27 protein-coding genes are annotated in these 26136 nt (G+C 59.7%); 14 read left to right on the forward strand and 13 right to left on the reverse strand.

Annotated features, from left to right (window positions below):
* The first annotated feature begins 53 nt into the window (after nucleotides 1–53).
* A complete protein-coding gene (locus KW062_RS13820) occupies nucleotides 54–512 on the forward strand; it encodes a GyrI-like domain-containing protein (protein ID WP_027618308.1) in 459 nt (152 codons plus the stop codon).
* On the opposite strand, the gene ada is transcribed toward KW062_RS13820, so the two are convergent.
* From ada to KW062_RS13840, 4 genes are all read right to left on the reverse strand, one after another.
* Entirely contained in the window at nucleotides 509–1570 is a 1062-nt protein-coding gene (gene ada, locus KW062_RS13825) for a bifunctional DNA-binding transcriptional regulator/O6-methylguanine-DNA methyltransferase Ada (protein ID WP_105755811.1), read from the reverse strand. The genes KW062_RS13820 and ada overlap by 4 nt on opposite strands.
* Nucleotides 1571–1655: 85 nt before the next feature.
* Nucleotides 1656–2318, reverse strand: a complete 663-nt coding sequence (alkB, locus tag KW062_RS13830) for a DNA oxidative demethylase AlkB (RefSeq protein ID WP_105755812.1) — start codon at nucleotides 2316–2318, stop codon at nucleotides 1656–1658.
* Nucleotides 2319–2327: 9 nt separating this feature from the next.
* A complete protein-coding gene (locus tag KW062_RS13835) occupies nucleotides 2328–2504 on the reverse strand; it encodes a hypothetical protein (protein WP_177327238.1) in 177 nt (58 codons plus the stop codon).
* Between the two features lie 15 nt (nucleotides 2505–2519).
* Nucleotides 2520–2822, reverse strand: coding sequence for a DUF1883 domain-containing protein (locus tag KW062_RS13840; protein ID WP_027618305.1), 303 nt, complete (start codon nucleotides 2820–2822; stop codon nucleotides 2520–2522).
* Nucleotides 2823–3020: 198 nt separating this feature from the next.
* On the opposite strand from KW062_RS13840, the gene KW062_RS13845 reads away from it, so the two are divergent.
* From KW062_RS13845 to KW062_RS13860, 4 genes are all read left to right on the forward strand, one after another.
* Complete coding sequence (locus KW062_RS13845; protein WP_027618304.1) at nucleotides 3021–3371, forward strand: hypothetical protein; 351 nt, start codon at nucleotides 3021–3023, stop codon at nucleotides 3369–3371.
* A gap of 160 nt (nucleotides 3372–3531) precedes the next feature.
* On the forward strand, nucleotides 3532–4179 hold the full coding sequence (locus KW062_RS13850) for a c-type cytochrome (RefSeq protein WP_105755813.1): 648 nt from the start codon (nucleotides 3532–3534) through the stop codon (nucleotides 4177–4179).
* Nucleotides 4180–4247: 68 nt separating this feature from the next.
* Nucleotides 4248–5099: a c-type cytochrome gene (locus KW062_RS13855; RefSeq protein WP_256351126.1), complete on the forward strand. Its 852-nt coding sequence runs from the start codon at nucleotides 4248–4250 to the stop codon at nucleotides 5097–5099.
* A 128-nt stretch (nucleotides 5100–5227) separates the two neighbouring features.
* On the forward strand, nucleotides 5228–5458 hold the full coding sequence (locus KW062_RS13860; protein WP_027618301.1) for a hypothetical protein: 231 nt from the start codon (nucleotides 5228–5230) through the stop codon (nucleotides 5456–5458).
* A gap of 9 nt (nucleotides 5459–5467) precedes the next feature.
* Here the strand turns inward: KW062_RS13860 and KW062_RS13865 are convergent, their stop codons facing one another.
* On the reverse strand, nucleotides 5468–5749 hold the full coding sequence (locus KW062_RS13865; protein ID WP_027618300.1) for a hypothetical protein: 282 nt from the start codon (nucleotides 5747–5749) through the stop codon (nucleotides 5468–5470).
* Between the two features lie 140 nt (nucleotides 5750–5889).
* On the reverse strand, nucleotides 5890–6078 hold the full coding sequence (locus KW062_RS13870) for a hypothetical protein (RefSeq protein WP_027618299.1): 189 nt from the start codon (nucleotides 6076–6078) through the stop codon (nucleotides 5890–5892).
* Between the two features lie 212 nt (nucleotides 6079–6290).
* Here KW062_RS13870 and galU point away from each other — a divergent pair, with 212 nt between their 5' ends.
* A complete protein-coding gene (gene galU / locus KW062_RS13875; RefSeq protein WP_105755814.1) occupies nucleotides 6291–7130 on the forward strand; it encodes a UTP--glucose-1-phosphate uridylyltransferase GalU in 840 nt (279 codons plus the stop codon).
* Nucleotides 7131–7329: 199 nt separating this feature from the next.
* The gene (gorA, locus tag KW062_RS13880) at nucleotides 7330–8688 is read left to right on the forward strand and encodes a glutathione-disulfide reductase (RefSeq protein WP_105755815.1); all 1359 of its coding nucleotides are present in this window, start codon (nucleotides 7330–7332) and stop codon (nucleotides 8686–8688) included.
* On the opposite strand, the gene KW062_RS13885 is transcribed toward gorA, so the two are convergent.
* Nucleotides 8685–9707, reverse strand: coding sequence for a DNA-binding protein (locus tag KW062_RS13885; RefSeq protein WP_027620722.1), 1023 nt, complete (start codon nucleotides 9705–9707; stop codon nucleotides 8685–8687). The genes gorA and KW062_RS13885 overlap by 4 nt on opposite strands.
* 225 nt (nucleotides 9708–9932) lie before the next feature.
* On the opposite strand from KW062_RS13885, the gene ahpC reads away from it, so the two are divergent.
* Nucleotides 9933–10496: an alkyl hydroperoxide reductase subunit C gene (gene ahpC / locus KW062_RS13890; RefSeq protein ID WP_105755816.1), complete on the forward strand. Its 564-nt coding sequence runs from the start codon at nucleotides 9933–9935 to the stop codon at nucleotides 10494–10496.
* A gap of 126 nt (nucleotides 10497–10622) precedes the next feature.
* Entirely contained in the window at nucleotides 10623–12185 is a 1563-nt protein-coding gene (gene ahpF, locus KW062_RS13895; protein WP_105755817.1) for an alkyl hydroperoxide reductase subunit F, read from the forward strand.
* A gap of 70 nt (nucleotides 12186–12255) precedes the next feature.
* Here ahpF and gloA read toward each other — a convergent pair whose 3' ends face one another.
* Nucleotides 12256–12777, reverse strand: coding sequence for a lactoylglutathione lyase (gene gloA, locus KW062_RS13900; RefSeq protein WP_105755818.1), 522 nt, complete (start codon nucleotides 12775–12777; stop codon nucleotides 12256–12258).
* Between the two features lie 197 nt (nucleotides 12778–12974).
* On the opposite strand from gloA, the gene KW062_RS13905 reads away from it, so the two are divergent.
* The gene (locus tag KW062_RS13905) at nucleotides 12975–13499 is read left to right on the forward strand and encodes a DUF4946 domain-containing protein (RefSeq protein WP_105755834.1); all 525 of its coding nucleotides are present in this window, start codon (nucleotides 12975–12977) and stop codon (nucleotides 13497–13499) included.
* A gap of 187 nt (nucleotides 13500–13686) precedes the next feature.
* Here the strand turns inward: KW062_RS13905 and KW062_RS13910 are convergent, their stop codons facing one another.
* On the reverse strand, nucleotides 13687–14049 hold the full coding sequence (locus tag KW062_RS13910; RefSeq protein ID WP_105755819.1) for a histone-like nucleoid-structuring protein, MvaT/MvaU family: 363 nt from the start codon (nucleotides 14047–14049) through the stop codon (nucleotides 13687–13689).
* Nucleotides 14050–14294: 245 nt separating this feature from the next.
* Nucleotides 14295–15830 carry an EAL domain-containing protein gene (locus tag KW062_RS13915; RefSeq protein ID WP_027620728.1) on the reverse strand — a complete coding sequence of 512 codons (1536 nt, stop codon included), beginning with the start codon at nucleotides 15828–15830 and terminating at the stop codon, nucleotides 14295–14297.
* Between the two features lie 417 nt (nucleotides 15831–16247).
* Here KW062_RS13915 and hppD point away from each other — a divergent pair, with 417 nt between their 5' ends.
* Nucleotides 16248–17324 (forward strand): 4-hydroxyphenylpyruvate dioxygenase, encoded by a 1077-nt coding sequence (hppD, locus tag KW062_RS13920; RefSeq protein WP_027620729.1) that lies wholly within the window; start codon nucleotides 16248–16250, stop codon nucleotides 17322–17324.
* A gap of 112 nt (nucleotides 17325–17436) precedes the next feature.
* Here hppD and rarD read toward each other — a convergent pair whose 3' ends face one another.
* From rarD to KW062_RS13935, 3 genes are all read right to left on the reverse strand, one after another.
* Nucleotides 17437–18321, reverse strand: coding sequence for an EamA family transporter RarD (gene rarD / locus KW062_RS13925; protein ID WP_105755820.1), 885 nt, complete (start codon nucleotides 18319–18321; stop codon nucleotides 17437–17439).
* A 60-nt stretch (nucleotides 18322–18381) separates the two neighbouring features.
* Nucleotides 18382–19389, reverse strand: coding sequence for an aldo/keto reductase (locus tag KW062_RS13930; protein ID WP_105755821.1), 1008 nt, complete (start codon nucleotides 19387–19389; stop codon nucleotides 18382–18384).
* A 241-nt stretch (nucleotides 19390–19630) separates the two neighbouring features.
* Nucleotides 19631–20941, reverse strand: coding sequence for an MFS transporter (locus KW062_RS13935; RefSeq protein WP_105755822.1), 1311 nt, complete (start codon nucleotides 20939–20941; stop codon nucleotides 19631–19633).
* 166 nt (nucleotides 20942–21107) lie between these two features.
* Here KW062_RS13935 and KW062_RS13940 point away from each other — a divergent pair, with 166 nt between their 5' ends.
* The 3 genes from KW062_RS13940 to KW062_RS13950 all read left to right on the forward strand — a co-directional run bounded on the left by KW062_RS13940 (nucleotide 21108) and on the right by KW062_RS13950 (nucleotide 25899).
* Nucleotides 21108–22229 (forward strand): sugar diacid recognition domain-containing protein, encoded by a 1122-nt coding sequence (locus tag KW062_RS13940; RefSeq protein ID WP_105755823.1) that lies wholly within the window; start codon nucleotides 21108–21110, stop codon nucleotides 22227–22229.
* 224 nt (nucleotides 22230–22453) lie between these two features.
* The gene (locus KW062_RS13945; RefSeq protein WP_105755824.1) at nucleotides 22454–23590 is read left to right on the forward strand and encodes a glycerate kinase; all 1137 of its coding nucleotides are present in this window, start codon (nucleotides 22454–22456) and stop codon (nucleotides 23588–23590) included.
* 260 nt (nucleotides 23591–23850) lie between these two features.
* Entirely contained in the window at nucleotides 23851–25899 is a 2049-nt protein-coding gene (locus KW062_RS13950; RefSeq protein ID WP_105755825.1) for a hypothetical protein, read from the forward strand.
* Nucleotides 25900–26136 lie beyond the last annotated feature (237 nt).

Here is a 26136-nt window from a genome sequence, read left to right on the forward strand (position 1 = left end):
GACAAGGTAAGGCCCTGGACCGATTTCAGCACATCATCAAGGAGGGCTTTGCCATGAGCAGCAAACAGCTGGAAATAAGAGCATTTCGCGTCGCCGGTTTGCGTGTTAACACGTTGAACAGCGCTGAACAAAACGCGTCGACAGCCAGAATCGGCCCGATGTGGCAGCGATTTTTTACCGAGGGCTTGTACGAAAGCATCGCCAACAAGACTCCGGCCTCAAAAGTCTATGGCGTGTATTCCAACTATGAGTCGAATGCCAGCGGCTCGTTTGATGTCACGGCCGGAGTGGCGGTCGACGCGCCGGCTGGCGATTACCCGAGCATTGAAGTCGAAGGCGGGCAATACCTGGTGTTCGATGCCCAGGGCGCGATGCCAGGTGCGGTGATTGAGGCCTGGACACGGGTCTGGGCTTTTTTCGAAGCCCATCCGCAGATCAAGCGGCGCTTTGCCACCGATTTCGAGGCCTATACCGGACCCGACAGCGTGGCGGTGCATATCGGCATTTTCTAGGACTGCTGTTCCCGCGCCAGTAACTGCCGCTTGCGCTCAACGCCCCAGCGATAGCCCGACAACTCGCCATCGCTGCGCACCACCCGATGACAGGGAATCGCCACGGCAAGGGTGTTGGCACCACAGGCCTGGGCCACGGCGCGAAAGGATTTCGGCGCGCCGATGCGCTGGGCAATCTCGGCATAGCTGGCAGTGCTGCCCAGCGGAATGTCCCGCAGGGCGCTCCAGACCCGCTGCTGAAATGCCGTGCCGCGCACATCCAGCGGCAGGTCGAGGCCCAGGGCAGGGACCTCGATAAAGCCCACCACCTTGGCGATCAACTGCTCGAAAGCAGGGTTGGCGCCGATCAGATTGGCCTCACGGAAACGATCCTGCAGGTCCTCGACCAGAGCGTTTGGATCATCACCCAGGAGAATCGCGCAGACCCCGCGCTGGCTTTGCGCCACCAGAATTGCGCCGAGCGAACACTCGCCAACGGCAAAATGGATCTCAGTGTTCTGGCCACGTGCCCGGTAATCGCTGGGCTTCATGCCGAGCACATGGTCGGCGGATTCGTAGAAGCGACTGTTGGAGTTGAACCCTGCATCGTACAGCGCATCGGTGACCGAGGCCGCGGACTCGAGGCGCTCGCGTACACGGCGCGAACGTTGGGCCGTGGCATAGGCCTTGGGGGTCAGGCCGGTGACGGCCTTGAACACGCGATGGAAGTGGAACGGACTCATGCTCGCGGCGCTGGCCAACTCGGCGAGCAGCGGCAGGCTGTCGCTGGCTTCGATCTGCCGGCAGGCCGCTGCCACCAGCGCCGCGTGCTGCGCAGCGACCAGGCTCTGATCTGCCGCCGCCCGTTTGCTGGGGCGAAAGCCGGCGGCCCGGGCCTGCTCCTCAGTGTCGAAAAACACCACGTTCTTCGGGTGCGGCAAGCGCGCGAGGCTGCTCGGACGGCAGTAGATGCCGGTGGTCTTGACCGCGTAGACAAATTGCCCGTCGGCGCGCGGATCGCGGTTCAGCACAGCGGACCAGCGGGGATCTTGCTCAACAGTGGATTGGCTTGAGGACATGCGCAGGCACTCGGTGAAGATAGATCTCAGACTACCCCTTGAGTCCGCACAAGGCACTCTGCTGCTTGCGGTCAAACTCGGTCGGTCAGCCGGCCTTGCGCAGGGTGAAGTTGATCCGCTGGGCGCCCAACTGCGGATGCTGGCCCTCCTTGAGCGGCAGTACCCCGTGATAGCGCAAGCGGTCGACCCCGCCCCAGACCACCACATCGCCATGAAACAATGACACGCGTTGACTTCTGGCACTGCGCTCAAGGCCGCCGAACAGGAAGACTGCCGGCAAGCCGAGAGACACCGAAACCACGGGCCACTGGTAGGAACGTTCGTTTTTATCCTGATGTAGTGACATCTTGGCCCCGGGCAAATAGCGATTGATCAGGCAGGCATCCGGCTCGAAACCGGGGAAGCCGCCCTCGCTCGCCGCCAACCGCGCCAACTCGCGGAACGCAGCGGGCATCGCGGGCCAGGGTTGGCCGCTGACGGGGTCGAAGGAGGTGTAGCGATATCCGCTGCGGTCGGTGGTCCAGCCCAGGCTGCCGCAACTGCTCAGGCCCACCGACATGGTGAAGCCACCGGGGGTGAGCATGTTGCGAAAGGGCGCTGCCGCCAGCACTTCAGCCAGTGCCGGCAGCAGACGGGGCACCCAGGGCAGGGCGAAACCGCGTAGCACGAGGGCCTGCTCGCCGATCTGCTGGGTGCGCGCCGGTTGCGCATCGGCGTCGGCGAACAGGTCAGGCGTGATCGGCATCATGGATTTAGCCTACAGCGCCTTGCTCACGCGGATTTCGGTGATTTCTTCAGGGCCCTCACCGTGAATGGCGACAAGCGCAGCCCTGGCCTCTTCTTCGGTGCCATTGGCCAGTTGGGCGAATTCGAAGCGGCGCTCGCCGTCGAGTTTGTACTTGATGACGTACTTGGTGGTTTGGGTCACGGGCATACCTGTCTGTCGTGATCAGCTGAGTTTGCTGCTGGAACGGCGGATAATCTTGATCGAATGGGTCAGCGTCGGCTTGCGGGTCACACTGATCGCCCGGCGGTTGACGGTGTCGATGGTGATGTTCCAGAAACCGGTGCTCGGGGCGGTAATCTTCGCCGGGAACGTGTCGAACGCGCCGCCATGATAGGTATGGCGCCCGCCGTTCTTGAAGCTGCGAAAGTTGGCGTCGTTCATCAGGCGGATATTGCACATTTGCGAGCATTGAATGACGACGATGTCATCTTCGTTGAGGTGCTCGCGCTGGTGGATAAATTTCATGGGGCGCCTCCAGAAGGGCTTTTGCTACAAAATCAAAACGATGGGCCAGTTTATCAGCCCGCACGGCGCAAAGGCCGACTGTTGCCCATGGGTTTGACAATTAAAAACAGTTATCCGGGTTTTTTTGCGCAATAAAGCCTGTCAGCCCGGAGAAAAACCGGATTTATGCGGTCGGAAGGTCTTTATTGGAGATTTTGTATGAAACGCGGCGTTTTGTTGTTGGCATTGTTGATGAGTGGTTGTGCGACAGTCTCGGACATCAATCAGACCCTGCCCACCATGAACGTGATTTCCGGGAAGAAACCTCAGGAATATGCCAACTGCGTCGCCGAGAAACTGGCCAAGAGTCGTGGCGCGGTGCAGATGGAGCCGCATAAGGATGGTGTGCGGGTCATCGTCCCCGGCAAGCTCTCCGCCGATCCGGCCGCCGTCTTCGATATCGAAGAGCGCTCGGGCGGCAGCAGCATCAAACTGCATGAAAGTATGTCCAACGTGCCGATGCGCCCAGGTGACATTGGCAAGGCGGCCAATGAGTGCATCTCCGGCTGAGGACGCCAGCCGGCAAGCATACGCCCGACTCGGTCTCGACTGCCGGCTCGGGCTTTTTTGTGCCCAACCGGCGGTTGTGATGGCCAGTGGATTCCCTTACTCTGGGTAGGCTTATACAAAATATGTCTAAGCTTATAACTAGAATAAGAGAGGGTCTGAGATGGAGTTCAAACCGAGGCTGCTGGCCAGCCTGATGCTCGTGGCCGTGAGCGTTGCCCAGGCCGATGATGGCCAGAAGATCTACACCCAGGGTGGCGCGCAACCGGCGGCGACTGCCTGTTTTGCCTGCCATGGCGCTGATGGCATGGGCATGCCAGCCGCTGGGTTTCCGCGCCTGGCAGGGTTATCGGCCGATTATTTGCGCAAACAGTTGGAAGACTTTCGCAGCGGCTCCCGGGAAAACCCGGTGATGCAGCCACTGGCCAAGGCCTTGAGCGAGGCCGAGATCCAGGCAGTGACCCGCACCCTGGCGGCCATGCCTGCACCGAAAACCCCGCTGGTCAGCCGGGAACAGGTGCCGAACGGGCCCGGCGCGCAGTTGGCCTTGCGCGGCGCCTGGGATCGGCAGATCCCCGAGTGCGTGATGTGCCATGGTCCGGGAGGCGTGGGTGTGGGTTCGGTCTTTCCGCCATTGGCCGGTCAGTCGGCCGCCTACCTGAGCGCGCAGTTGAATGCCTGGCGTGACGGCAGCCGGCACAACGATTCCAATGACTTGATGGGGCACATCGCCAAATCCCTGACACCGGAAGAGATCAAGGCGGTCACCGAATATTTTGCGACCTTGGGCAGCCAGGAGGCCAGGCCATGAAGATTCTTGTATTCGTACCCTGGGTTCTGGCCTTGTCCAGTCTCAACGTATTCGCTGCGCAGACCGCGATGGACGATCAGTCGGAACTGAGAACCCCGGCGGCGCCTGCCGGTTCGGTCGACTACTTCCAACCGCCGGCCGAGCATGAACTGCCGGACAACGCCTTTGGCAAACTGGTGCGCCAGGGCCACAGCCTGTTCGTCGACACCAAACGCCAGGCCCCGGCCTTTGTCGGCAATGGTCTCAACTGCAGTAACTGCCACCTCGATCAGGGGCGCCTGGCCAACTCTGCGCCGCTTTGGGGCGCGTATCCGATGTACCCGGCTTACCGCAAGAAAAACGACAAGGTCAATACGTTCGCCGAACGTCTGCAGGGCTGCTTCGAGTTCAGCATGAACGGCAAGCCGCCGGCAGCGGATGGACCTGAGATCAGTGCGTTGTCGGCCTATGCCTATTGGCTGGCCACCCAGGCGCCGACCGGGGTTGAGTTGCCAGGACGGGGTTATCCTGAGGTGGCGCAACCGGCCAAGGGCTATGACATTGCCCAGGGTGCGCAAGTGTACAAGGCGCAGTGTGCGGTGTGTCATGGCGACGCGGGGCAGGGGCAAAAAGTCGGCAACGACTACGTGCTGCCTCCGCTCTGGGGTAAAGACTCCTACAACTGGGGCGCGGGGATGCACCGGATCAATACCGCGGCGTCCTTCATCCAGTACAACATGCCCCTGGGTAAGGCCAAAACCCTCAGCGACCAGCAGGCCTGGGACGTCGCAGCCTTCATCAACAGCCATGAACGGCCGCAGGATCCCCGGTTGATTGACGGCTCCATCGAGAAGACCCGGGTCAAGTTCCACGCCAATGACGGGGTCAATCTGTATGGGCAAACCGTGGATGGCGTGCTGATCGGGCAGGGCATCCGGTAAACTGCTGGCCATCAAACCAGTGTTGCCTGGGGCTGAGTGCAGATGCTCTTGTAGGAGCGAGCTTGCTCGCTCCTACAGGGGGTCTTCATTTCACCTGCGGGTAGCATTGTCATTTCATGGAGCAGTCAATGAAACGCGAAAAAGTCAGAGAGCGCCACGCCGGAGGGCACATTTGTGCCACGCACGTGATTCAGAATCCGGCCAATCCGGGGGAATGGATTGTGTTTTTCAAGAAGAGCGCGGGGCGCAGCTTTTTCCTGGTGGACGACAGCGATGAGGTTGAATCTTTCGCGCGCCTCGATGACTTGATCGAGACCGTGCGCGGCCTGGGGATCAAATTCGCCGAAATCCACATGTAAACCTATCCGCTATTTGCAGATCACCACCAGGCTGCGGCTCTTGAAGTTGCCGACATCAACGCCCAGGGTTTTCTCGCTTTCCTTCAGCGACGGCGTGCCATCGGTGCCGACGATTCGGTAACCGGTGCCTGCGCACGAGGCATCGGCTTTCTCGTAGCACTTGGCCCACGAGTTGACCTCACCCGAACAGTCGATCTCCAACCCCTGTTGCCCGTCATCGAGGTAGGTTTTCGAGGCGGTGGCACAGCCACTCAGGAGCAGCACGGCGATCAGCGCCAGGTAGTTTTTCATCGGGTTGCCGCCATGAAGAGGAGGGGAGGTAAAAAGTTCTGCAGCAGAGGTTATAGCGATTGGCCATTTCGGTACAGTCATACACAAAAAAGCCCCGCGCCGCGATGATCGCGTGGGCAGGGCCGTTTGGCTAAGTGCTTTTACTCGGGCTTGGCACCGCGACGTTTTGGCGCTGGGCGCGTATCTTCGAACACCGATGCGACTTCAATCGCCATGGCTTCGGTGGGAAGTGGTCCGGCGACCGTTTCCCCATCTGTGCGATCGATGTTCCATTGACCGTCTTTGGTCTTGTTGATCAGGTAACCGTTGACGCTTTTTGCTTCCGACATCTATTTGTCTCATTGGCGGGTTCAATCGCGCCATGATAGCCGCAAATGTGTCGGCAAAGCGGCCTCTGGTCTAAAGTGAAGCCTTTGTGGAACTATCTCGACGATTATTTCTCTATGATGGCATCGGTTAGCCAGTGCGGGGCATTGTAAGGTGCCTGCGGCCTGATTAGACTGCGCCGAAACTCGTACACACAGCCCTTTCAAGGACTTTTATGATCAAGAAATGCTTGTTCCCAGCAGCCGGTTACGGTACTCGCTTCCTGCCAGCGACTAAGGCCATGCCTAAAGAAATGCTGCCGGTGGTGAACAAGCCACTGATCCAGTACGGCGTCGAAGAAGCCCTGGATGCAGGTCTCACTGAAATCTCCATCGTCACCGGTCGCGGCAAGCGCGCGCTGGAAGACCACTTCGACATCAGCTACGAGCTGGAAAACCAGATCAAGGGCACCGACAAAGAGAAGTACCTGGTCGGTATCCGCAAGCTGCTTGACGAGTGCTCGTTCTCCTACACCCGCCAGACCGAAATGAAAGGTTTGGGCCACGCGATTCTGACCGGTCGTCCGCTGATCGGCGACGAGCCGTTCGCCGTGGTTCTGGCGGACGACCTGTGCGTCAACCTGGAAGGCGATGGCGTCCTGACCCAGATGGTCAAGTTGTACAAACAGTACCGTTGCACCATCGTCGCGATCCAGGAAGTCGATCCGCAGGAAACCCAGAAGTACGGCGTAATTGCCGGCGATCTGATCGGTGACGATCTGTACCGCGTGCGCAACATGGTGGAAAAACCGAAGCCGGAAGACGCACCGTCGAACCTGGCGATCATCGGTCGCTACATCCTGACCCCGGACATCTTCAAGCTGATCGAAGACACCGAGCCGGGCAAGGGTGGCGAGATCCAGATCACCGACGCCCTGATGAAACAGGCCCAGGACGGTTGCGTGATTGCCTACAAGTTCAAGGGCCAGCGTTTCGACTGCGGTGGTGCTGAAGGCTACATCGAAGCGACCAACTTCTGCTTCGAACACTTCTACAAAACTGGCAAGGCTTACTGATAGCGCCGGTTTGATGAAGTCAATAAAACGCCCCGACTGGTTCGGGGCGTTTTTTTTGGTGTTATAGGAGCGGGCTTTCCGGCGAACCAGGCACCCCGGTGCTTCAGGCGCACCGCCTTCGCCGGCAGCTTGCCCGCGAAGGCGGCGTGTCAGACAGCGGTGATGGGGCGTATGCTGTGCGCCTGCCGAGGAGATTGAAATGGCTTACGATTTTGACCTGTATGTGATTGGCGCCGGTTCCGGCGGTGTACGTGCGGCGCGCTTCGCCGCCGGTTTTGGCGCAAAAGTCGGCGTGGCCGAGAGCCGATATCTGGGCGGGACCTGTGTCAACGTTGGCTGCGTGCCGAAGAAGCTGCTGGTGTACGGCGCGCACTTTGCCGAAGACTTCGAGCAGTCGGCCGGATTCGGCTGGTCCCTGGGCGAAGCGAGCTTCGACTGGGCGACCCTGATCGCCAACAAGGACCGCGAGATCAACCGCCTCAATGGCATCTACCGCAACCTGCTGGTCAACAGTGGCGTGACCCTGCACGAAGGCCACGCGACAATCGTTGATCCCCATACTGTGGAGGTCAATGGCGAACGCCACAGCGCGAAAAACATCCTGATCGCCACCGGCGGCTGGCCGCAGATTCCACAAATTCCTGGGCACGAACACGCCATCAGCTCCAACCAGGCGTTCTTCCTCAAGGCGCTGCCCGAGCGGGTGCTGGTGGTCGGCGGTGGGTATATCGCCGTCGAATTCGCCGGGATCTTCCACGGCCTGGGCGCCGAAACCAGCCTGCTGTATCGCGGCGACCTGTTCCTGCGCGGTTTTGATGGTGCGGTGCGCAAGCATCTGCAGGAAGAACTGAGCAAGCGCGGGATGGATCTGCAGTTCAATGCCGACATCGAACGCATCGACAAGCAGGCCGATGGCAGCTTGAACGTCACTCTCAAGGATGGTCGTACCCTGCACACCGATTGCGTGTTTTACGCCACCGGCCGGCGGCCGATGCTCGACAACCTTGGCCTGGAAAACACTGCGGTCAAGCTCGACGACAAGGGCTTCGTCGAGGTCAATGAGCTGTACCAGACCGCCGAACCCTCGGTGCTGGCGATTGGCGATGTGATCGGTCGTGTGCAGTTGACCCCCGTGGCCCTGGCCGAAGGCATGGCGGTTGCCCGTCGCCTGTTCAAGCCCGAGCAGTACCGTGCGGTGGACTACCGGATGATCCCGACCGCCGTGTTCAGTCTGCCCAATATCGGCACCGTTGGCCTGACCGAGGAGCAGGCGCGGGAAGCAGGCCATGAAGTGCAGATTTTCGAAAGCCGTTTCCGGCCGATGAAGCTGACCCTGACCGACTGCCAGGAGCGCACGCTGATGAAGTTGGTGGTGGATGCCAGGACCGACAAGGTCCTGGGTTGCCACATGGTCGGCCCGGACGCCGGCGAAATCGTCCAGGGCCTGGCGATCGCCCTCAAGGCTGGCGCGACCAAGCGTGACTTCGACGAAACCATCGGCGTACACCCAACGGCCGCCGAAGAGTTCGTCACCATGCGCACGCCGGTCGGCGCTTAAGGGGTTTCGGCCTCGACGGGCTGTGGCTCAGGCTCTGCCTTGCTGGCCACCGCCAGTTGCAGAGCCTGCAGGCTGGCCTCGGCGCTGGCGGCGCGCAGGGCCAGCTCGCTGTTGGTCTGCATGTGCTCGGTCGCGGTTTGCCGGGCCTGGCTGCTTTCCAGCACGGCAATGCGCAGGCGCTCCTGGAGCAGGGTGCATTCGGCGTCGCGGGCGCGCAGTTGTTCCTGCAGCTGTGCGTAACGGGTCTCGCCCTGTTTGAGTTGATCCTGTACCAGGTTCAGTTCACGCACGGTGCCACGGTTTTCGGTCAGCAAGCGTTCGTTGTCGCGGTTGAGCTGGGTGATCTCATCCTGGCGGACCATGGCGCTTTGCTGGGCCTGGCGCAGCTCCATCTGGATCTGCTGCACCTGGCCTTCATGGCGCCGTTGCTCCTGATCCCGCTGCTCCTTGATCGCCTCGCGGTAATGCTCAAGGGCGTCGCGGGCGTGCAGGTGTTTCTCCTCCAGTGAGCGAATCTGCTCGTCCTTGTCGTTCAAGCGCAACTCAAAATCGCTCAAGGCCTGGCTCAACCCGGCGTTGCGGGTTTGCTCACTTTGCAACAGGCCACGGGTGTTGTTCAGGGCCTCGGACTCGCTGGCCAGGGTCTCGGCCTGGGCCTGCAATTGCTGCTGCTGTTGCGCCTGAACCTGCAGCGCCTCGGCCATTTGGGCCTCTAGAGCCTGGCGCGCCTGCTCGAAGCTGGCCAATGCCAGGTCGATGCGTTCCTGACCCTGCTCGCGCAGACGCTGGGCGAGGCGCTGGACCAGTGCGGTCAGCTCCTCATCCATGGGTTCCTGAGCCTCGGCAGCATTCGCCGTGACATCTTCATCCAGCTCCTTGAGGTAGCGGTGGATGGTGGTTTTCGAACCGGTATTGCCCAGCTCGATCCGGATGGCATCAATGCTGGGGTTTTCGCCGCGTGCCAGGATCGCCAGACGTGCCGCCTGAACCACAATCTTGTTTATACCGCCCCGAGCCATGTGATCTCCTGCCATTGCGTAGTACGTATTTCGTAGCGGCGCAGTGTACCACCGCACCTGCCGTTCAGCCCGGCAGTCGGAATGGCTGAGACGCTTTGCTTCTATTAAGTACGCTGGCTAATAGCGAAAACCAATGAGCAGCATCAGGTTTGCCAATGAGCCATCTGCCGATCGCTTGGGTAGGATTCTCTCCATCAACTTAACAACCCTGACGGAGAGTCAACGATGCCTATCATCAACAGCCAAGTTAAACCCTTCACCGCTACCGCTTTCAAAAATGGCGATTTCGTACAAGTGTCGGACGCTGACCTGAAAGGCAAATGGTCGGTCGTGTTCTTCTACCCAGCCGACTTCACCTTCGTCTGCCCAACCGAACTGGAAGACCTGGCTGACAACTACGCCGAATTCCAGAAACTGGGCGTCGAGATCTACAGCGTTTCCACCGACACTCACTTTGCCCACGCAGCCTGGCACAACACTTCGCCAGCCATCGGCAAAATCCAGTACACCATGATCGGCGACCCGACCCACGTGATCTCCCGCAACTTCGACGTGCTGATCGAAGAAGCCGGTCTGGCTGACCGTGGCACCTTCGTGATCAACCCTGAAGGCCAGGTCAAAATCGTTGAGTTGAACGACGGTGGCGTCGGCCGTGACGCCAGCGAACTGCTGCGCAAAATCAAGGCTGCCCAGTACGTTGCCGCTCACCCGGGCGAAGTCTGCCCAGCCAAGTGGAAAGAAGGCGAAGCGACTCTGGCCCCGTCCCTGGACTTGGTCGGCAAGATCTGAGCCGATGAGTCGATTGAGGGCGCCAGGCGCCTGAGTCAGTAAGCCGCACCGCCCTCAAAAACGCCCGGGCGAGATTCGTTCGGGCGTTGTTTTTTCTACCGTTCAAGAAACATGGAGATCGCCCGTATGTTGGACGCCAATCTTAAAGCCCAGTTGAAGTCATACCTGGAACGGGTCACCCAGCCGATCGAGATCGTTGCTTCCCTCGACGACGGTGCGAAATCCCGGGAAATGCTCGAACTGTTGAAAGACGTTGCCAGTCTTTCCAGTCAAATTACCTTGCTCGATAACGGTGACGATGCCCGCACGCCGTCGTTCTCGATTAACCGCCCGGGGGCCGATATCAGCCTGCGCTTTGCCGGCATCCCGATGGGTCACGAATTCACTTCCCTGGTATTGGCGCTGCTGCAAGTCGGTGGCCACCCGTCGAAAGCCAGCGCCGAAGTGATCGAACAGATTCGCTCACTGAAGGGCGAGTTCAGGTTCGAAACCTACTTCTCGTTGTCCTGCCAGAACTGCCCGGATGTGGTCCAGGCGTTGAACCTGATGGCAGTGCTCAACCCCAATATTCAGCACGTCGCCATCGACGGCGCGCTATTCCAGGCTGAAGTCGACGCGCGTCAGATCATGGCCGTGCCCAGCGTTTACCTTAACGGTGTGAACTTCGGCCAGGGCCGCATGGGCCTGGAAGAAATCCTCGCCAAAATCGACACCAGCGGCCTTGAGCGCCAGGCCGAGAAGATCAGTGCCAAAGACGCGTTCGACGTGTTAGTGGTCGGCGGTGGCCCGGCTGGCGCTTCGGCGGCCATTTATGCTGCACGCAAAGGCATCCGCACCGGCGTTGCTGCCGAGCGCTTTGGCGGTCAGGTGCTCGACACCATGGCCATCGAAAACTTTATCTCAGTGCAGGAAACCGAAGGGCCGAAGCTGGCCGTCGCGCTGGAAGAACACGTCAAGCAGTACGACGTCGACATCATGAACCTGCAACGTGCCGACAAATTGGTGCCCGGCAAGCCTGGCGAATTGCACCGAATTCACTTCGCCAGCGGTGCTTCGCTCAGCGCCAAAACCGTGATTCTGGCAACCGGTGCGCGCTGGCGCGAAATGAACGTCCCTGGCGAACAGCAGTACCGCAACAAGGGTGTTGCCTACTGCCCGCATTGCGACGGCCCGTTGTTCAAGGGCAAGCGCGTGGCGGTGATTGGCGGCGGTAACTCCGGCGTCGAAGCGGCGATTGACCTGGCCGGGATCGTGGCCCACGTGACCCTGCTGGAGTTTGATGTGCAGTTGCGCGCCGATGCGGTCTTGCAGCGAAAACTGCACAGCCTGCCCAATGTCACGGTGATCACCAGTGCGCAAACCACTGAAGTCACTGGCGACGGGCAGAAGGTCAATGGCCTGCGTTACAAGGATCGTCAGAGCGACGAGTTGCGCACTGTGGAACTGGAAGGGATCTTCGTTCAGATCGGCCTGTTGCCCAACACCGACTGGCTCAAGGGCACGGTGGAGTTGTCGCCCCGTGGCGAGATCATTGTCGATAACCGGGGTGAAACTTCGATTCCCGGTGTGTTTGCTGCCGGTGACGTGACCACCGTGCCGTACAAGCAGATCGTGATTGCAGTGGGTGAGGGCGCCAAGGCTTCGCTGAGTGCCTTCGATCACCTGATCCGCACCTCCGCTCCGGCCTAACAGGCACTTAAAAGAAAAAAACCCATGAATGATCTTCATGGGTTTTTTTGTGGCTGCGGACTTTAGCGGTTTACAGCGGTGCTGGCTGGATGATTTCGACCCAGTAGCCGTCCGGGTCCTTGATGAAGGCCAGGCTTTTCATGCGGCCGTCGTTCAGGCGCTTTTGGAAATCGCAGCCCAGGGCTTCGAAACGCTCGCAGGCGGCGACAATGTCTGGCACCGAAATGCAGATATGACCAAAACCGCGCGGGTCGGTGTTGCCGTTGTGGTAGGCGAAATCCGCGTCGTTCTCGGTGCCGTGGTTATGGGTCAGCTCGAGGATGCCGGGGATCGACTTCATCCACTCGGTGCGTGCGGCGGCGTCGGCCGGGATCTGGTCTTTCTCGACCAGGGCCAGGAAGTACAGGCTGAATTCGGCTTCCGGGAAATCACGTTTTTCCACCAGGCTGAAGCCGAGGACCCGGGTGTAGAAGTCCAGCGAACGGGTGATGTCCTTGACCCGCAGCATGGTGTGGTTGAAGACGAATTTGTGGGTGGCGGTATCGGGTTGGGCGGTGACGCCGGGGAAAGAGTTCAGTTCTTGCAGGCTCATGGGCCCTCCGGAAAATAAGTGGGGCAAACGACGCTCCGCGCTGGGAGCTGTCCTTGGACTTGCGTGGGTCGAGGCTTCCGTGCAGTGGCGCAATGATACGCAAGGGTGGCGGGTGGGCCAATGCAAATCCCTGGGCTATTGCCTGGCCGGCTGGCGCAGGGCAGACTTTGCCGCTCGCCCCGCCAGTGCCTTGCCTGATGATTCGACACTACAGATGTCTGTTGGTTTTACCTTTTCTGTTTGCCACTTTCGCTCATGCAGATGTCCCGCTGCCTGACATTGCCTGGCCCGGCGGCTGGCAAGTGCAGCCATTGGCGCAGGACAGTCAAACGGCAAAAGTGTCCCGCCAGCGCGCAGTCAAAAACAACGAGAACGGCGAGCCCGTGCTGGTGGCCGAACTAACGGTGAGTCAGGTCGACGCCGGGCATGAGGTCAACTTGCGCGGTGTGCTCCTGGAAATGCGCAAGTCGATCCAGAAGGACTTCTTTCAAGGCGGTTATCAGAGTGTGTGCAACAGCCTTCATGCCGCGACACTAAGCCGACTGCCGGCCGAGGAAACCACTTGCACCATTACTGAAAATGGGCGCCATGTGTTGTCGCAAACACTAGTCGGTGCGGTGGACGGTGATAAGGTTTATGTTTTTTCCTACGCCGGGCAGGCTGAGGTGTATGCCCGCAGTCAGCAGGAAATACAAGGCGTGCGAGATAGTTTGAAACTTTAGTGCCAAATTTTGGGTTTTTGGATTAATCAGAAAGTTGGGTGTTTAGGCGGCGAATTGCTTGTTTATTGTAGGAGCTAGCTTGCTAGCGAAGAACTTACGGGCTCCGCGGACATTCAGAATGTGCGCGGTATCGTTGACGTTCTTCGCGAGCAGGCCGGCAAGCGGGAGATCGCTCCTACAGTTCAGATCAAGCGCGCAGCCAGGAATCAACGGTGCTGGCGCCGTACTCTTCCTTCCAGGCTTTCAAGCCGCGGTGGTTGCCGCCTTTGGTTTCAATCAGTTCCCCGGTGTGCGGGTTCTGGTAAACCTTGACCACGCGGGCGCGGCGGGTTTTTGGAGCGGCGGCCTGCTGCAGGCCGGACTTGGGGTTCGGGTCGAGGATGGCGATCACATCGCGCAAGCTCTTGCCGTAGGTTTTCATCAGCCCCTGGAGCTTGGATTCGAATTCGATTTCTTTCTTCAGCCCGGCATCATTCTTCAGCGATTCCAGCTGCGCGAGCTGCTCCTGAAGGGCCTTTTCAGCTGCACGAAATTCAGCGAGTCTGGACAATATCTTTACTCCAATAGTGTATTTGGCTGATACCAACCGCCAACAAAGCTATAAGTCTGGAGCCTTGTAGCGCCTCGGTGAGAGTGACGCACCTGCTTAAACTGCTCAGGCAGGAAAAATTGTAGTAGTTAATTGTCGCGGAGTAAATCAAGTCTTTTTCATCATGTAACGGTTGGCCGGAGAATGATGCATTCTGGTGCATCAATTTGATTGCCCGTGAGTTTCCGGGCAATCGGTACGATCGTCTAATGTTTGTTCAGTTCGACTATGAATTGCGCCGCCGGCATCGGTCGTCCATACAGATAGCCTTGCAAAAAGTTCACGTTGTGCTGCGCCAGATAATCACTTTGTTCCTGTGTTTCCACGCCTTCCGCGACTATGCCAAGGTCCAGTTTTCCGGACAGTTCGATGATGCTGTCGAGAATATGCCGGGATAATGCGTCGGCACCGATCAATGCCACAAAACTCTGATCGATTTTCAGGAAGTCGACATTGAACTGACGTAAGTAACCCAGACTGGAATGACCGGTGCCGAAGTCGTCGATGGCGATCATTACCCCCAACTCATGCAATTGTTCAAACAACTGAAGGGTGATGGCCGTGGGCTCGATCAGTTCGCGCTCGGTCAGCTCCAGCACCAGGGCGATTTTCCCCGGCGCAAAGGCCGCCAGCAGTTCGCGACAGTCTTCGACCAATTGCAAGTCGTGGCAATGACTGGCGGTAATGTTGATGCCCAGGTGAAAGTGCTCGTCGCGCCCAGCGATGTGCGGGCCGAGCAACGCTGCCGTCTGCTGCATCAGCGAGCGGGTCATCGGCACGATCAGCCCCGAGTGCTCGGCGAAAGGGATAAAAAGGTCCGGGCGTACCAGCCCATCCTTGGGATGGTTCCAGCGCATCAGTACTTCGGCGCCGGCCCAGCGCTTGCTGTCGCCGTGCACCACCGGCTGGAAGTAGGGGACGAACTCGCCGGCTTCCAATGCGCGCTGCAGTTCATGGCTCGGGGATGTCGAGCGCCGTTGCGTCCAGTGGGCGAGGGTGCCGGCGATCACCCCGAAAAACATCAATAAGCTGAAAACCGGCGGGTATTCGCTGAGCATGTAGCGCCAGGCTTCGCCCTCGGGATAGCCGGCCTGCACGGCAAAGGCGTACCTGGAGGATGAAAGCGTGTTGCTGGCCACCGGGAAGCTTGGCAGCGGACCGTTGTGTACTTGCTGGTCGGAGGTCATCCAGTTGTCGCCGACCTGTAGCAGCAACAGGGTATGGCGCCCGATCATGCGCAGGACATTGCTCAAGTGATAGCCGTCGAGAGTGGTCAGCGCGCCACCTCGGCCATCGCTGAGCCGGTACACCAACAGGGCGGTGTTGGGTGTCACCGGATTGCCGTTCATTAACCACAGTTTTCCCTGGGTGTACTCCCCGGGGTTGACCTTCTCTGCGAAGTCGCCGAACAGCGAACTGCAATACAGGTTGTTGTCCCAGACCAGGTTGGTCGAGCGTACGAAGGGGCGACGGGTCACCTGTTCGCGCAAGGCCAATTGCGCCTCGGCACAGGGTTTGCCGGCCAATGGCAGGAGCAGTTGTGCGGCGTGGGCGGTGTTGTCGAGCATCAACTCGAACTGGCCCACGGCTTCCTCGGCGGTCTGATGGGCGCTTTGCGCCAGCCGGCGCTCGGCCTGCACGTAAAGGATAAGCAAGCCCAGGACCACAGGGACCAGTGCGGCGAGCAAGGTCAGGGCATTGCGGATCGCCGGCTTGCGTCGACGCTTGTGGGTCAGGGGCATTTGGTGAACCTGAAATAAAAGTATTGGGCTCTCAAATGCAGGTGTGGCAAGGGCATGCCTTCCAATAAAGAGTTCGGACACCGGGATGATAGATGGACCTGGACGATTGTGCCGAGCATTGATTGCGCGAACAAACCCTTTGCAGGGGGCGGAAAAAAGCGGATTTTAGAGAGAGAGCGGACAAAACGGTTTACGCTGTGTAGAATCGATTTACGCATATAAGAATAAGCGCTTCTGTCTGCAGAAGACGTACCCGCAAAGCCTTGGGTCGACAATGAAGATATTTGGGTTCCAATTGATCTACGGTGATTTTCTTGCCCGCAGTGTGCGGGGAATCTCCTGCGCGCCACCGGCTGTCCTCAGCATTGCCTGTTACTGACGAATCGTTAATTACAACAGCATGATGAGGCTTCAACCATGGCAGATTTATACGAAAACCCAATGGGCCTGATGGGCTTCGAGTTCATCGAATTCGCATCGCCAACCCCGAACACCCTGGAGCCGATCTTCGAGATCATGGGCTTCACCAAGGTCGCGACCCACCGTTCGAAGAACGTGCACCTGTATCGCCAGGGCGCGATCAACCTGATCCTCAACAACGAACCCCACAGCGTCGCCTCGTACTTTGCCGCCGAACACGGTCCGTCCGTGTGTGGCATGGCGTTCCGCGTCAAGGACTCGCAAAAGGCCTACAACCGCGCGCTGGAACTCGGCGCCCAGCCGATCCATATCGAGACCGGCCCGATGGAACTGAATCTGCCGGCCATCAAGGGCATCGGCGGTGCGCCGCTGTACCTGATCGACCGTTTTGGCGAGGGCAGCTCGATCTATGACATCGACTTCGTGTTCATCGAAGGCGTGGATCGCAATCCTGTGGGTGCCGGCCTGAAAATCATCGACCACCTGACCCACAACGTCTATCGCGGTCGCATGGCTTATTGGGCGAACTTCTACGAGAAGCTGTTCAACTTCCGCGAGATCCGTTACTTCGACATCAAGGGCGAGTACACCGGCCTGACCTCCAAGGCCATGACTGCGCCGGACGGCATGATTCGCATCCCGTTGAACGAAGAGTCGTCCAAGGGCGCCGGGCAGATCGAAGAGTTCCTGATGCAGTTCAACGGCGAAGGCATCCAGCACGTGGCGTTCCTGTCCGATGACCTGGTCAAGACCTGGGACCATCTGAAAAGCATCGGCATGCGCTTCATGACCGCGCCGCCGGAGACCTACTACGAAATGCTCGAAGGTCGCCTGCCGAACCATGGCGAGCCGGTGGGTGAACTGCAGGCCCGCGGCATTCTGCTCGACGGTTCCTCCGAGGCCGGCGACAAGCGCCTGCTGCTACAGATCTTCTCGGAAACCCTGATGGGCCCGGTGTTCTTCGAATTCATCCAGCGCAAAGGCGATGATGGCTTCGGCGAAGGCAACTTCAAGGCGCTGTTCGAGTCGATCGAGCGGGATCAGGTGCGTCGTGGGGTGTTGACGACCGAGTAACACGAGGTGGTGTAGGAGCCGGCTTGCCGGCGAAGGCGGTATGCCTGCCGCACCGATGCGGATGGTTCGCTGGCAAGCCAGCTCCTACATAAGCCAGCTTCTACAGTTGGTCCTACACAGCCCTGCGCTGCCGCGCCAGATGCTTGGCGCCCTCGAACACCAGCACCAATACCGCCAGCCAGATCGGCAGGTAGGTCAGCCATTCCTCGGCCTTAATGCTCTCACCCAGCAACAGGGCCACCCCCAGCAGCAACACCGGTTCGACATAGCTGAGCAGCCCGAACAGGCTGAATGGCAGCAGGCGGCTGGCGATGATGTAGACCACCAGCGCCGACGCACTGATCAGGCCCAGCACAGGGATCAACAGTGACAACCATGGGTATTGCTCGAACACGCCGAAGCCTTGCTCCCCGCTGTGTACCATCCAGAATGCCACCGGCAGCAGCAGTGTCATGTCCAGCCACAGGCCGCCAAGGTTGTCGGTTGCCAGGCGTCGACGCAGCACGAAATAGGCCGGGTAACCCAAGGCAACCACCAGGGTCGCCCAGGAAAAACTGCCCACCTGGTACAACTCGTTGATCACGCCTAAAGTCGCCAGGCAAGCGGCGACTTTCTGCAGATAGGACAGATGCTCACCATAGACCATGCGCCCGGTCAGGATCATGGTCAGCGGCAGCAGGAAATACCCCAGTGACACATCCAGGCTATACCCGTTGAGCGGCGCCCACATAAATAGCCAGAGCTGCGCGCCGAGCAGCGCCGACGACAGCATCAGGCCCACCAGCAACAGTGGCTTGGCGACCACCCGGCGCAGTGGATCGACCACCCGTTTCCATTCGCCGGACACCAGCATGAACAGGGACATGCACGGCATCGTCAGGAGCATGCGCCAGCCGAAGATTTCCTCGCCATCGAGCGGCGTCAACAGCGATGTGTAGAAATACATGACGGCGAACAGCACCGACGCAAACACCGATAGAGCAATACCTTTAGACACGCGGTCCTCGCGACAGCCGGGGAGAGGTTACTGGAGGCGCCAAGCATAGGCGATAGCGCCTCAGCGGGCCATCCGCCCGGAGACAAAATGGCTGACGTCGTTGAAACCCGGCGTCGAGGCATGCCCCGGCGTGACCAGTGAATCGACGAAGGCTTCGTCCTCGGCACTGATCTTCACTTCTCGCGCCTTGATGTAAGTGTCCCAGTGCGCTTCGGTGCGTGGTCCGACGATGGCCGAAGTCACCGCCGCGTTGTTCAGTACCCAGGCAATCGCGAACTCCACCAGGCCGACCCCACGTTGTTGGGTGTAGTGCTGCAACTGTTGGGCGATGCGCAGGGACTCGGTGCGCCATTCGGTTTCAAGGATGCGCTTGTCCTGGCGCCCGGCGCGGCTGTTGGCATCCGGGGCGATATCGGGGGCGTACTTGCCGCTGAGCACACCACGGGCCAGCGGGCTGTAGGGCACCACACCGAGGCCATAGGCATGGGCGGCGGTGATCTGTTCGGATTCGGCCTGGCGGTTGACGATGTTGTACAGCGGCTGGCTGATCACCGGCTGGTCCACACCGAGGCGCTCGGCCACCCGAATCACTTCACTGATGCGCCAGCCGCGATAATTGGACAGGCCCCAATAGCGGATCTTGCCTTGGCGAATCAGCTCACCGATGGCTGCGACCGTGACCTCCAACGGGGTGTTGTGGTCCTCGCGGTGCAGGTAATAGATGTCCAGGTAATCGGTATCCAGACGGGTCAGGCTGGCATCGATCGCGTTGAAGATGTGCTTGCGGTTAAGGCCGGCGCGATTGGGTACGCCGTCCACCGGGCCGAAGCCGACTTTCGAGGCCAGCACCCACTCATGGCGATTGCCGGCGATGGCCTCGCCGACAATCTCTTCGGAGCGGCCATGGGTATAGACGTCGGCGGTGTCGATGAAATTGACGCCCTGGTCCCAGGCCTTGTCGATGATCCGCAGCGAATCTTCGGTGCTGGTCTGCTCACCGAACATCATGCTGCCCAGGGTCAGGGTGGACACCTGCAAGCCGGAACGACCCAGTGTGCGGTAGCTCATGACGAATTCCTTTTGCCGGAGGGAAAGGCTCAATCAGATACCAGAAGGGGCGGTGTGGGCAACTGCAATTGAGGGATCAAATATTCTGTCCGTCACGTCCCCCCCCTGTAGGGGCGATCCTGCTAGCGATAGCGGTGTGTCAGTCACCACCTCTGTGACTGAACTGGCGCATCGCTGGCAAGCCAGCTCCCACAGTTGGAAGTTGGCAAGCCACAGGGTGAATCAGTGAGGAATGTGCAGCTCAGACGCGCAATGTCCGAGTCATGCGCAACGCCAGCAAGCTACCGCCGACAATCACCGCCGCCAGCACATACAGTGCGGCATCGGTGGAGCCGCTGGCGTCCTTGACGAAACCCACCAGGTACGGGCTGAGGAAGCCGGCCATCTGCCCCATGGAGTTGATCAGCGCCAGGCCACCGGCGGCGGCACCGGCGCTGAGCAGGGCGGTCGGCACCGGCCAGAACATCGGCAGACCGGTGAGGGCGCCCATGGTGGCGATGGTCAGGCCGAGGATGGCGATGGCCGGGTTGCCGGCGAAGTTCACCGCGATCAGCAGCCCCAGCGCACCCATCAGCATCGGCACCACCAAATGCCAGCGACGCTCCTGGCGCAGGTCGGCGGAGCGTCCCACCAGCACCATGAACACCGCCGCCAGCAGGTACGGAATTGCACTCAGCCAGCCGATCACCAGGTTGTCGGAGAAACCCAGGTTCTTGATGATCGACGGCAGCCAGAAGTTGATCGCGTAGACCCCGCTCTGGATGCAGAAATAGATCAGGCCGAATGCCCAGATCGCCGGATTCTTGAACACCGCCAGCAGCGAGTCGGTGGCCGTCTTCGGCTTGTTGGCGCGATCAATCGCCTGGTCGGCTTCGAGTACCGCACGCTCGTGGGGCTTGAGCCATTTGGCGCTGTCGAAATTGTCGCTGAGCAGGAAGTACGCCAGCGCGCCGAGGATCACCGTCGGAATGCCTTGCAGCAGGAACATCCACTGCCAGCCCGCGAGGCCGCCCTGGCCGGCGGCGAAGTGGTTGAGGATCCAGCCGGAAATCGGGCTGCCGAGCAGACCCGAAACCGGGATCGCCGACATGAACAGGGCCATGATCCGACCGCGGCGGAACGACGGAAACCACTGCGAGAGGTACAGCACCACACCGGGGAAGAACCCGGCTTCGGCGGCACCGGTGAACAAGCGCAGGGTGTAGAAACCGGTGGGCGTGGTGACAAACAGCAGGCAGGTGGACAGCGTGCCCCAAGTGATCATCATCAGCGCGATCCAGCGCCGCGGACCGAAGCGGGTCAGCGCCAGGTTGCTCGGAACGCCACACAACACGTAGCCGATAAAGAAAATCCCGGCCCCGAGGCCGTACACGGTTTCGCTGAATTTCAGTGCATCGAGCATCTGCAACTTGGCAAAGCCAACGTTCACTCGGTCGAGGTAGTTGAACAGGTAGCAGATGAATATGAAGGGGATCAGGCGCAGGGTGACGCGCTTGTAGACGGCGTTTTTATCGTCGTCGGTGGCCAGGGTGGCAGCGGCGCTGTGTGACATGGCGGGTCTCTCTTTATTATGATTTTTTGCGGCGCGCGGGTAACGTGACCGCCAGAAGAGTTTCGGTCAGCCCATGGCGGAAGTCTTTGTGCCGGAGCACAGCGATAATGCCAACCGCCTGTGCGGGTGAACAATCCATTACCCAGGTTTTCCAGGAATACACCCCATGTTCGAACTAGATCACGACCTGGCCCAGGATATCGTCGACCGGGCGATGGCCATTCTGCCCTACAACGTCAATGTCATGGACAGCCAGGGGTTGATCCTTGGCAGTGGCGAGCCGGAGCGGGTCAACACTCGCCACGAAGGCGCGCAACTGGTGCTGGCCAACAGCCGCGTGGTGGAGATCGACGTGCCCACCGCCGCCCATCTCAAGGGTGTTCAGCCGGGGATTAATCTGCCGCTGTTGCTCGATCAGCGACTGATCGGCGTTCTGGGTATTACCGGCGATCCGGAGCAGCTGCGCACCTATGCCGAACTGGTGCGCATGACCGCCGAAATGCTGGTGGGCCAGCGCAACCAGCAAGCCGAACAGCAGTGGCGCCGCCAGCGTTGCGATGACCTGCTGGCACTGCTGCTCAGTGATGCAGGGGAGTCGCCGCGCTTGATTGACGAAGCGCAGCAGATGGGCCTCAAACCGCACCTTGCGCGTACCCCGTACCTGTTCGAACTGGGCATAGAGCACGGCAATGGCCAGACCGCAGAGGCGCTGAGTGCCTGGCTGATTTCGCGCTACCCCGACAGCTGGTGCGTGAGTTCATCGAAGACCTCACTGTTGTGGTGCCGCCCCACCAGCCACAGCGTGGACAACCCGCGCCTGCTGGAAAAACTCGACGGCCTCGGTTGGAAGATCCTGCGTGTCGCGGTCGGCGGTCAGGCCGATGGGCTGGCGGGCTTGCGTCGTTGTTACCGGCGAGTCGGCGACTTGCTGGCCTACGGTCGCGACGTGCTGCCGCGCTCGCGCCTGCTGACCCTCAATCGCTATCGACTGCCGGTGATGCTCTGGCGGCATCGCAACGACGATGCCCTCGACGAATTGCTCAACCCATTGCGCAAGGTTCTGGCCAAAGACAGCAACGGCCAGTTACTCGCGACCCTGCGCAGTTGGTGCGAACACGACGGCCAGAGCCAGGCCTGTGCCGATGCCCTGGGTATTCACCGCAACAGCCTGCGCTATCGCATGGAGCGCATCGCCGAACTCAGCGGCGTCGACCCGCTGCGCCTTGACGGGATGCTGGCGTTGTACCTGGGAGTGCAGTTGTTGCCAGAGCCAGAATCACCGCTGTAACCCTTGTAGGAACTGGCTTGCCGGTGAAAGCGTTGGTTTTGGTGATGCACGGCTTGGATTGTTTTCGCGGGCAAGCCAGTTCCGGCAAGGGGATGCCAGAGGTCAATGTCATCCCCGGATTTTGTAAAAATGAACAATAAACCCACTCGACACTTGTGCAGCCGACCGGCGTCAGCTGGCAGGGCAACTGGCAGGATGTTCGGCATAACAACCGGAGAAAGCCCATGAAGATCGTCATCGCCCCCGACTCGTTCAAGGACAGCCTGAGTGCCCAAGCCGTGGCCGATGCCATCGCCGAAGGGCTGGGAGAGGTCTGGCCACAGGCGCAGTTGGTCAAATGCCCGATGGCCGATGGTGGGGAAGGGACGGTTGAAGCAGTGCTGGCGGCTTGCAAGGGCGAATTGCGCCACACTCAGGTGAGTGGGCCGCTGGGCAGCGCCGTCACGGCCGCGTGGGGCTGGCTGCCGGAAAGCCACACGGCAATCATCGAAATGGCCGAAGCCAGCGGCCTGCAATTGGTGCCACTGGCGCAACGTGATGCCTGCATCAGCAGCACCTACGGCACCGGGCAATTGATCCACGCGGCGCTGGACGCCGGTGCGCAACGGGTGATCCTCGCCATCGGCGGCAGCGCCACCAATGACGGCGGCGCGGGGGCGATGCAGGCTTTGGGTGTCGGGCTGTTTGATGCCCAGGACCAACCACTGCAGCGTGGTGGCCTGGCCCTGCAAGACCTGGCGCGAATCGACCTCAGCGACCTCGATCCACGCCTGACCGAGGTCCGTTTCGAGATCGCCGCCGACGTCAACAATCCACTCTGCGGCCCCCACGGCGCCTCGGCGATTTTCGGCCCGCAGAAAGGCGCTTCGGCGCAGCAGGTCGAGCAACTGGATCGCGCCCTGGGCCACTTCGCCGATCACACCGCACAAGCCCTCGGCAAGGACCTGCGCGACGAGCCGGGGAGCGGCGCGGCGGGGGGGCTGGGGTTTGCTGCCAAGGCGTTCCTCGGTGCGCAGTTCCGGGCCGGGGTCGAAGTGGTGGGCGAACTGGTGGGCCTGGCCGACGCCGTTGTGGGTGCCGACCTGGTGATCACCGGCGAAGGTCGCTTCGATGCCCAGACCCTGCGCGGCAAAACGCCCTTTGGTGTGGCGCAGGTCGCCCGGCGGCAGGGTGTGCCGGTAATCGTCCTCGCTGGCACGTTGGGTGAGGGCTATCAGGCATTGTATGAACATGGCATTAATGCGGCATTTGCCCTGGCAAATGGACCTATGACCCTGGAACAGGCCTGTGCCCAGGCGCCGCGCTTGCTGCGAGAACGTGCAAGCGACCTCGCGCGGGTCTGGCAGGTGTCCAGGCGCTGAATCGACAACCACGTGGGGCTGATCCAACCGCGTCGGATGCCTCAACATCCCTGCTGTTTTCGAGCCGATTGGTAAGGACTGTATAAGTAGCCACCTGTCAACTTTGACAGTTTCGCTCGCATTTGCGCCGGTGCTAAATGTCTCCAGAGACAGATGGGTCACCGGCTGATGAAATCGTTGTTCTCCGGCCAGGCTGCCCAGTGACTTCAATGGCCATGGCATCACCCATGGCTTAATGGGTGTGATCGGAGATTATGCAAATGGCGAGTAACCGTGAACGAGAGGCGTCCAGCAGTGCCTATCTGAAAATGCGCAGCGACTATCGCGCCAGTCTTGCCGAGAAACCGCTCGAGCTGGATGCCGCTGACTTTGTTGACTCTGCGACAAAGAAGATCCTGAACGGTCCGAGGCTCGTGGCCAATCAGAAGCTGACAGTGAAAGTGCCCCGGTGGACAGGCATACCTGCACCAACTTTCTCGGACGTCGTGACACTGTTGTTGGATAAGGACGATGGTGCGGGATTTGTCGAAGTCGGCACGCACACCTTTACCAGGCAGTCGGGAAAGCCTGACTTTGACGAAGTTTTCCCCTATGCGATGGACATCCGGATCGGCGATTTGCCTCGGGACGCGAACTGTGCGCTCAAATACCGAATTGACTACTACAACGATTCGGAGGACGAGAGCACTCCCCAGGAGTTCCTCTGCGACCACGTGAAGCCCTATAACGGCGAGCCACCAGCGGCATTGACGCTGGATAGCGATTTACTGGATGACAGCAACCTTCCCGTCGGCGGTCAGCTCACGCTGACTATTCCTCCTGGCTACTCAGGTGGTACCCCCAAGTACGACTGGAAAGCAGGTGATGTGGTCGCCATTTACCTGGTGGATGCCAACAACATCCCACCTGATCTCAGCCTGGTGACGCCTTTGCATTTCGGCGCCATTTCCGACCCGGGGACAACGGGTGCAGTGGTGCAGGTCGATGCTGACAAGGTTCGCGCGCTAGGCGACCTGGAGGGGGTTTTTCTTTATGTGATCAGAGATAAATCGCTTAACGACAGTGTGGTCTCGCTGTGGACGAATGTCAGTATGACCCTCGGTCCGTTGCCAACCCCACTGGATCCGCCTGAAGTACCACAGGCCGATCCCGGTCCGCTGTTGGTCGAGCATGCCCTGGATGGGGTCAGCGTCTGGATCAACCGCAATCCAGCCTTCAAGTCCGGTGATGTGGTCGAACTGACATGGGGCAGCACCGAGGTCTGGAAAGATTTTGTGATTCCCATCAATGCCAATCCGAAGATTGAAATTCCGGTAGCGCCTACGCGGATTATGCTCACGGAGTACGGGCAAAGTACGAAGGGTGAGAAAGATACGGCCGTCAGCTACCGGGTGTTTCGCAAAGGACGGCCATTTGGTCCGGCAAACGCGACAATCAAAGTCAACTTCGAGGTAGCCATTCCCTGGCTGCCCTGGCCGCCCGAGGAGGATTGGCCAATCCCGTCCCACCCGGAACTGCTGAAAGGTGAGGTGCAAAATCACGACAAAACCAAGATCAATAAACTGGAGCGCGACGACAAGAACCAGAAGGCGTTTTTTACCTTCGAATGGTACAAAGAGGCGATCAATGGCCATGTCGTCGACTTCTACTGGAATGGTCAACGCATCGTCGAAGCTCAGCTCACCTTCGACGATACGGCGGCGCCAGGTGGTCCTGGTCATGCACCCGGTGACGAGGTGACGGTCGAAGTGCCCTGGGAGTACATCAAGGCAGGGGGGAACAGTCTGACAATCCCCGTGGGCTATTCAATCTCCGCGCCCGGTCTGGAAAATGATCTGTTTTCGGAGATTACCGAGGTCGATGTCAATGCGATCGCCGTAGAGCTGCCCCCTGCGAGTTTCCCTTCCGTCACAGGCAGTTTTCCCAACTGTAATTCGCTTGAGCCCAATGGCGACTTGCGGGTCAAGATACCGGACCTCAGCGCGCTGCTTAAGGTTGGCGACAAAATCCGTGCGGTGTTCACGCCCATGAAAGGTGAGGACGGTCCTGAAGACCCCATTAGCGGAGCGGAGTATGACGAAGAGTTCGAACTCGTAGCGGGCAACATCACCGGTTTCGAATTTCTGGTGACACCTTACGATGACCATATCAAGCCGCTCTACGACGAAACCTCAGCGACCAACCGAAGAGGGCGGATGAAAATCCAGTACTTCTTCAATGATGGAAGCGAGGACGTGCCTTCGGAGTCCCTCACTCGCTTGACGGCCTTTCATGATGGCTCTGCCTCGTGCCCCATTCCAAGGCCCTAGTGCATTGTCGACCGGGAATGTGGGGTTACTTACCCAGGTTCCTGGTGGGTGGCCCATTGGCTGAGAGGTAGGAAGTGTTACTTCCTGCCTCGTTGTCAGGCGAATTCTTTTTAAGGAAAGGATTAGTCCTACATCCACCCCGCAAAATAAAACTTAGGATCGGCGCCTTTTGCGACTCCTTGCGGTAGGAAAAGCACTTTTGCCGCAATGGGTCGCACGTTCATGCTTTCAATCCAG

This window comes from Pseudomonas fluorescens (genome assembly GCF_019212185.1).
Lineage (GTDB): Bacteria > Pseudomonadota > Gammaproteobacteria > Pseudomonadales > Pseudomonadaceae > Aquipseudomonas.